Here is a 7,671-nt window from a genome sequence, read left to right as displayed (position 1 = left end):
GGGATTCGCTTGGTGAGTTCCTTGCGCTTGCAGTTTCTTTAGAAGAAATGGGCATTAAAGAAAACAATGCACGTGCGAAACTGCTCGCGAAAACACTGGATGCTGCGACTGGTAAATTGCTTGACAATGACAAGTCTCCATCACGTCGTACTGGCGAGCTAGACAACCGTGGCAGCCACTTCTACCTGGCTAAATTCTGGGCTGAAGAACTTGTAGCGCAAGACGAAGATGCAGAATTGAAAGCGAAATTTGCACCGATCGCTCAGTCTCTTGCTGAAAATGAAGAGAAGATCGTAAGCGAATTGAATGCAGTTCAAGGCCAATCTGTAGATATCGGTGGTTACTATGCGGTTGATCCTGCAAAAGTAAATGCTGTAATGCGTCCAAGTGCTACATTGAACCAAATCATTGAATCACTAAACGCTTAATCAGGCTGTACTAGCTTTAAAGCTCGTAAAGTGAATAAAACCGGTGCTTAGGCGCCGGTTTTTTATTGTTTTTAGATATACATTTAGATAAGAAATGAAGAAATGAGATTTCAGTTAAGTTTCTGATCTATCGTTATTTGATTGAATAATCGAAATGATTAAAAAATAATTCTGAAATTGTTATATTGATTTAAAGTATAAGCGCTATATTAAAAAAAAGGTTTTATTGACCTGGGTAGGGTAGAGCCATGAGTAATCAGATATTCATACAGCAGACTTTTGATGGTCCGGTGGATATTGTTGGCGATATTCATGGTGAGATTGATGCGCTACAACAATTGTTAGAAGTATTGGGCTACGATCTGCAAGGTCGTCATCCTGAACAGCGTAAACTGATTTTTGTCGGGGATCTGTGTGATCGTGGACCAGACAGTATCACTGTCATCAGACAGGTTAAAACCTTAATAGAAAATGGCAATGCGCAATGCATTCTGGGTAATCATGAAATCAACTTGTTAACCGATACGCTACGGGAAGGCAATGGCTGGTTTTTTGGTTCACCGCATCAGGATGATCTCAAAACTTTTGATTCAGTTCAGGCTTCAATTCAGGATCGTGCATGGATTCTAGAATTTCTAAACAGCCTGCCTTTGGCTCTAGATGCACCCCATTTAAGAATTGTGCATGCTTGCTGGGATACGCAGGCAATTCAACAATTGAAATCTGTTCCTTTTAATTCAATCAGACAGGCTTATGATTATTTTGTCCTGAAAAATGAGCTTGAGTTACAGACTTTAGGCTTTGATGAATATATCCAGAGTGAACAGCAGCAATATCAGGGACAATTCAAGGATCCAGCAGCCAGTATTCCCTTATTAAAATATATCGCTGAAAAAGAGTTACGCGACCAGATGCAAAATCCGATTCGTACCTTAAGCTCAGGCGCAGAAAAAATTGCACAACGTCCAGTCTATGCAGGGGGGCGCTGGCGTATGATTGACCGTTTGCCATGGTGGGAGCGTTATACAGATAGGATACCTGTGGTGACTGGCCATTATTGGAGAAACTTTAAAACCACCGAAGAAAAATCCGGTCTGTTTAAGCATATTGATGCCCTGCAATGGTTTGGACAGCAGCAGAATGTATTCTGTGTCGACTATTCAGTGGGTAGGCGTTATCGCGATCGTCAGCAACAGGCTGAGTTTGCCCATCATCTCGGGGCTTTAAGATGGCCTGAAAATCTGGTGATTTTTGAAGATGGCCAGCAGTATTTCACTCAAAAAATGACGTAAAAAAAGCAGCCACGAAGACTGCTTTTTTATTGAAATTAGTGGATTATTCCACTTCTACAATTTCAAAATCGTGAGTAATTTCGACCCCACCGTCAGATAGCATTTTACTGGCAGAACAGTATTTCTCAGCAGAAAGTTCTACGGCTTTAGCGACCTGTTTCTCTTTGATGCCTTTACCGCTGACCACAAAGTGTAGATGGATTTTGGTAAATACCGCAGGAATTGTATCGGCACGTTCTGCTTTTAATTCACAGCGAACATCAGTAATCTCCTGACGTGCTTTCTTTAAAATTGTCACAATGTCAAAAGAAGCACAACCGCCCAGACCGGTTAAAATCAGTTCCATTGGGCGAGGACCACGGTTTTCACCGCCATATTCAGGTGAACCATCCATGATGATACTGTGACCACTTTGAGTTTTTGCTTCAAAAGCAACATTCTCTAGCCAATGAACACTCGTTTGCATTGCAACTACCTAAAAAAAGCTATAAATTTACGAAGTAACTGTACACTAACATAAATTGGGTTGATAAGGAATTTCAATCCCACTGTGTGACAAGTTCACATTAGGTCTTGTGCGATCTATAAATTATCCATATTCGGAACTGTAAGCATGACTTCAAACTTTTCACAATTAAGCACAGACGCACTTTCGCCGGGGCAACTACCTGAATCAGTGAAGGCGTTATTAAAACGTGCATATATCAATCGCTATCCAAAACGTACCACGATCGTGGATGCAGGATCAGAATCTAAATCGCTGTATTTAATTCTGAAGGGGTCTGTGTCTATCATTCTTCGTGAAGATGATGAACGTGAGATTGTGGTAGCTTATTTAAATGCGGGAGACTTCTTTGGGGAAATGGGTCTTTTCGAAGCAAATCCACAGCGTACTGCAGAAGTGCGTACTCGTGATGTCTGTGAAATTGCTGAAATTACCTATGAAAACTTTCATGAAATTAGCAAACAATATCCAGACCTTAGCTATGCAGTTTTTGCCCAGCTGGTTCGCCGTCTGAAAAATACCACACGTAAAGTGACTGACCTGGCATTTATCGATGTGTCTGGTCGTATTGCACGTTGTCTGATTGACCTGTCATCTCAGCCAGAAGCGATGATCTTGCCAAATGGTCGTCAGATCCGTATTACCCGTCAGGAAATTGGCCGTATTGTTGGGTGTTCACGTGAAATGGTCGGTCGTGTTCTAAAAACTCTAGAAGAACAGGGCATGATTGAAACCGATGGTAAGGCGATTCTGATTTTTGATGCATCGCTGGAAGAACCTGAAGCAGTGGGTGCTGGCGAGTTCGAAGACGAATAAGCCAAAAGCACGATAAAAAGCAAATCTTCGGGTTTGCTTTTTTTATTCCTGTTTAAAAATTTCAGCCTGATTCAAAACATAACAAATTGGCACAAGCTTGTTAGAAAAGATGATTTAAGTCCGTCTTATAATTCCGATAGGCTATAGCACACTTGCTCTTGATAAATAACAGATAAACTTAAAGGACATTTTTATGCAATTCAGACCATTGGCGGATACGGGAATCTTAGTGCCAGAAATCTGTTTGGGCACCATGACTTTTGGTGAGCAGAATACTCAGGAAGAGGCTTTTCAGCAATTAGACTATGCCTTGGAGCAAGGTTTATATTTCTGGGATACCGCAGAAATGTATCCAGTGCCACCCAAGCCGGAAACCCAAGGTGCAACTGAACGCATCATTGGTAACTGGATTGCTTCACGGGGTGGTCGTGACAAACTGTTTTTAGCTTCGAAAATTGCGGGTCCGTCACAAGGTGGGAGCCATATCCGTGATGGCCAGACCAAGTTCGTGGCTTCGGAAATTACATCAGCAATTGATAATTCATTGTCGCGTTTGCAAACTGATTATATCGATCTGTACCAATTGCACTGGCCACAGCGTGCGACCAATTTCTTTGGCAAGTTGGGTTATGGCAATGCAGAAGCTGCAGATGATCGTGCCGTAACGAATCTGGAAGAAACCCTGACTGCTTTGCATGACGAAATTAAGAAAGGTCGTATCCGTTATATTGGCTTGTCCAATGAAACGCCTTGGGGTACTATGAAATTCTTACATCTGGCAGAGAAACTGGGACTGTCCAAATTTGTAAGCGTGCAAAATCCATATAGTTTGCTGAATCGTACTTATGAAATTGGTATGTCGGAAATTGCCAAATATGAAGGTGTGGGTTTGCTGGCTTATTCACCGCTGGCATTCGGTTATCTGACTGGTAAATTCCGCAATGGTGCACGTCCAGCCAATGTACGTGTGACTTTATTTTCACGTTTTAGCCGTTATAGCAATCCGGAAAGCGAGTGGGCCGTCGAGCAGTATGCACAACTGGCTGAGCAGCATGGCCTGACCTTAACCCAGTTGTCACTGGCTTTCATTAAACAGCAGTTCTTCGTGACCAGTACTATTATTGGTGCGACCAACTTGGATCAGCTCAAGGAAAACATTCAGGCGTTTGACGTGAATCTTTCTGAAGAAGTCTTGCAGGGCATTGAAACCATTCACCGTCAGCAACCCAATCCGGCACCATAATTGTTCAAGTGTTCTCTTTAAATGCCCTTCAAGTGAGGGCATTTTTGTTTCAATAAAGGATCAAATTTAATGATAAACAACATAGCGAGAAAAGGATAAAGGCAGCATAATCAAAACAAGATTCATCAATAGGATTTAATAAAAATGAATAATGAAACGGATATTTCTAAATCCCAAGTATTAGCCAAAGCTATATTCAACTTAGCTGAGCATTTGCAATTGCAAGAATCTGAGCTTGCATTAGTTCTGGATCTATCTGAAGCAGAATTATCGTCAATCATAAATCAAAAAGAATTAGAAGCAGATACTAGCGCAGGTAAAAGAGCGATAACTTTAATCAATATCTATCAAGCGTTATTTGGTCTGAATGGTGGAGACTTGAGCTGGATGCGCCAGTTTATCAATTCACCTAACAAGCTTTTGGATCAGCAAATATCAAGATCCTTGATGCAAACAGAACATGGTTTGAGTGCAGTATTGCGATTACTAGGACGCTTGCAACCGCACTAAAGGTCTTTCTCTATTTTCTACCCATCCGAAAAATAGCAGAGTCAATTAAATCAGATATTCATTATTGATCTTCATTTTAAAAATTCTACTTTCGCTCACTTGAAATATTTTCATTGAATACCAATATTAATACTGATAACTCTGTCTTTTATTTAATTAAATTTTTGAAAAATATATAAAAAATTATTTGAAATTTTATTTCCAGCACCCATATATCCATCAAGTAGAAAATTTGTTGTGAGGAATAACAAGAATGCGTTTTGAGAAATTTACCAATCGCTTACAGCAAACCCTTTCCGATGCGCAATCTCTGGCAATGAGCAAGGATCATGCTGCCATTGAAGGGATTCACATCTTGTCCACCTTGATGGAAGAAGCATCGAATGTGAGCTTGCTGCAACAGGCAGGAGCGAACCTGCGTGACCTGCAAAGCAAAGTACAAACTGCGCTAAATAATGTAGCTACGCTCGGTAATCCCTCTGCCGATATCAACATCAGTCAGGAAGCAGCCAAAGCTCTGCATCTTGCGGACAGTTATGCACAGAAAGCAGGAGATGAGTTCCTGTCTACAGACTGGGTATTACTGGCACTTGCAGAAACGGGTGCAACCAAAACCTTATTAAATAGTGTTGGCGTAAAAACTGAAAATTTACGACAGGTTATTAATCAAATTCGAGGTGATGAAAAAGTCATGAGCAATAATCATGAAGATCAACGGGACTCACTGAATAAATATACGATTGATTTAACTGAACGTGCCATGTCTGGCAAACTTGACCCGGTGATTGGTCGTGATGATGAAATCCGTCGTACGATTCAGGTGCTGTCACGCCGTACCAAAAACAACCCGGTACTGATCGGTGAGCCGGGTGTGGGTAAAACTGCGATTGTCGAAGGTCTGGCACAACGTATTGTCAATGGTGAAGTTCCAGAAGGACTGAAAGGCAAACGTGTCTTATCTCTGGACCTTGGTTCTTTGCTAGCAGGCGCTAAATATCGTGGTGAGTTCGAGGAACGTCTAAAAGCCGTTCTGAAAGATCTGGCTAAACATGAAGGCGAAATTATCCTGTTCATTGACGAGCTGCATACACTGGTGGGTGCCGGTAAAGGCGATGGTGCCATGGATGCGGGCAATATGCTGAAACCAGCATTGGCACGTGGTGAACTACGCTGTGTCGGTGCAACGACTCTGGATGAATACCGTCAGTACATTGAAAAAGATGCAGCCTTAGAGCGTCGTTTCCAGAAAGTGCTGGTGGATGAACCAAGCGTGGAAGATACCATTGCGATTCTGCGTGGTCTGAAAGATCGTTATGCAACTCACCATGGTGTGCAGATTCTGGACTCAGCAATTATTGCTGCGGCGAAAATGTCGCACCGTTACATCACAGATCGTCAATTGCCGGATAAAGCCATTGACCTAATTGATGAAGCAGCATCTCGTATCAAAATGGAGTTGGATTCTAAACCTGAAGCACTGGATAAACTCGAACGCCGTCTGATTCAGTTGAAGATGCAGCTTGAAGCTGTGAAAAAAGATGCAGACTCTGGTGCACAAGGCGAAGTGAAACATCTGGAGGAGCAGATTTCCACTGTAGAGAAAGAGTACAGCGAACTGGAAGAAATCTGGCGTGCCGATAAAGCGCTGGTAGCAGGCAACAAAGATATTCAGGTGAAACTGGATCAGGCTCGCATTGCTCTGGAAAAAGCCCAGCGTGAAGGTGATCTGGCTGAAGCAGCACGTTATCAGTATGGTGTAATTCCGGAGCTGCAAAAACAGCTGGAACGCATTGAAGCGGCTGAAGAAAGTGAAGCACCAAAACTGCTACGTGACAAAGTCACTGACAACGAGATCGCCGAAGTAGTAAGTGCTGCGACCGGTATTCCTGTAGCGAAAATGCTGCAAGGTGAGCGTGACAAACTGCTGCATATGGAAGACTTCCTGCATAACCGTGTTGTTGGGCAGGAAGAAGCCGTAGTGGCTGTATCTAATGCTGTGCGCCGTTCACGTGCTGGCTTGTCCGATCCTAACCGTCCAAGTGGTTCATTCCTGTTCTTAGGCCCAACAGGTGTGGGTAAAACAGAATTGACTAAAGCTTTGGCGAACTTCCTGTTCGACAGTGACGATGCCATGATCCGAATCGACATGTCCGAATTTATGGAAAAACATTCGGTGAGCCGCTTGGTCGGTGCACCTCCGGGCTATGTCGGTTATGAAGAAGGTGGTGTGCTGACTGAAGCGGTGCGCCGTAAACCATATAGCGTGGTGTTATTCGATGAGGTCGAAAAAGCGCATCCGGATGTATTTAACATTCTGCTGCAAGTGCTAGATGATGGTCGTTTGACTGACTCGCAAGGTCGTGTGGTGGACTTTAAAAATACCGTGATTGTGATGACTTCGAACCTGGGTTCACAGGATGTCCGTGAACTGGGCGATAAAGCAACTCGTGAAGAAGTCCGTACAGTGGTGATGAATGCGGTATCGGAACATTTCCGTCCAGAGTTTATCAACCGTATTGATGAGCTAGTGGTGTTCCATGCACTGGAAAAAGACCAGATCCGTGGTATTGCCGATATCCAGTTGAACCGCTTGCGTCAACGTCTGGCAGAACGCGATATGCGTCTGTCTGTGGATGACAGTGCTTTCGATCAGTTAATCGAAGCTGGTTTCGATCCTTTGTATGGTGCGCGTCCATTAAAACGTGCGATCCAGCAACGTATTGAAAATGGTTTGGCACAAAGCATCCTGGCAGGTGAGTTTGGCCCTGGTGATACCATCGTCGTTCGTGGTGAAAGTGGCGAGCTGGTCTTTGAAAAAATGAAACTCAGCTAATAGAAGTTCTCCTCGCAACAAAAAAACCCAGCCTAGGCTGGGTT

Annotated in this window: 7 protein-coding genes; 6 read left to right on the top strand and 1 reads right to left on the bottom strand. The window is 43.1% G+C overall.

Annotated elements, in window-relative coordinates:
- Together B4J23_RS01095 and B4J23_RS01090 are read left to right on the top strand one after the other, a co-directional pair.
- On the top strand, positions 1–428 hold a 428-nt coding region (locus B4J23_RS01095; protein ID WP_291358416.1), incomplete at its 5' end, for an NADP-dependent isocitrate dehydrogenase.
- Between the two features lie 248 nt (positions 429–676).
- Entirely contained in the window at positions 677–1,720 is a 1,044-nt protein-coding gene (locus tag B4J23_RS01090; RefSeq protein ID WP_291358414.1) for a metallophosphoesterase, read from the top strand.
- Positions 1,721–1,763: 43 nt separating this feature from the next.
- Here B4J23_RS01090 and B4J23_RS01085 read toward each other — a convergent pair whose 3' ends face one another.
- Positions 1,764–2,186 carry an OsmC family protein gene (locus tag B4J23_RS01085; protein WP_004782528.1) on the bottom strand — a complete coding sequence of 141 codons (423 nt, stop codon included), beginning with the start codon at positions 2,184–2,186 and terminating at the stop codon, positions 1,764–1,766.
- 147 nt (positions 2,187–2,333) lie between these two features.
- On the opposite strand from B4J23_RS01085, the gene crp reads away from it, so the two are divergent.
- From crp to clpB, 4 genes are all read left to right on the top strand, one after another.
- The gene (gene crp / locus B4J23_RS01080) at positions 2,334–3,041 is read left to right on the top strand and encodes a cAMP-activated global transcriptional regulator CRP (protein ID WP_004782527.1); all 708 of its coding nucleotides are present in this window, start codon (positions 2,334–2,336) and stop codon (positions 3,039–3,041) included.
- 193 nt (positions 3,042–3,234) lie between these two features.
- Positions 3,235–4,284, top strand: a complete 1,050-nt coding sequence (locus tag B4J23_RS01075; protein WP_125278428.1) for an NADP(H)-dependent aldo-keto reductase — start codon at positions 3,235–3,237, stop codon at positions 4,282–4,284.
- 144 nt (positions 4,285–4,428) lie between these two features.
- Positions 4,429–4,794, top strand: coding sequence for an MbcA/ParS/Xre antitoxin family protein (locus tag B4J23_RS01070; RefSeq protein ID WP_125278429.1), 366 nt, complete (start codon positions 4,429–4,431; stop codon positions 4,792–4,794).
- Positions 4,795–5,047: 253 nt separating this feature from the next.
- A complete protein-coding gene (gene clpB, locus B4J23_RS01065) occupies positions 5,048–7,627 on the top strand; it encodes an ATP-dependent chaperone ClpB (RefSeq protein WP_125278430.1) in 2,580 nt (859 codons plus the stop codon).
- Positions 7,628–7,671: the final 44 nt, after the last annotated feature.

Origin of the sequence: Acinetobacter sp. UBA3025, assembly GCF_002367915.1 — a bacterium.
Classification (GTDB): Bacteria; Pseudomonadota; Gammaproteobacteria; order Pseudomonadales; family Moraxellaceae; genus Acinetobacter.
The sequence above is the reverse complement of the archived record's forward strand: the minus strand, read 5'-3'. Positions and strand labels throughout refer to the sequence as shown.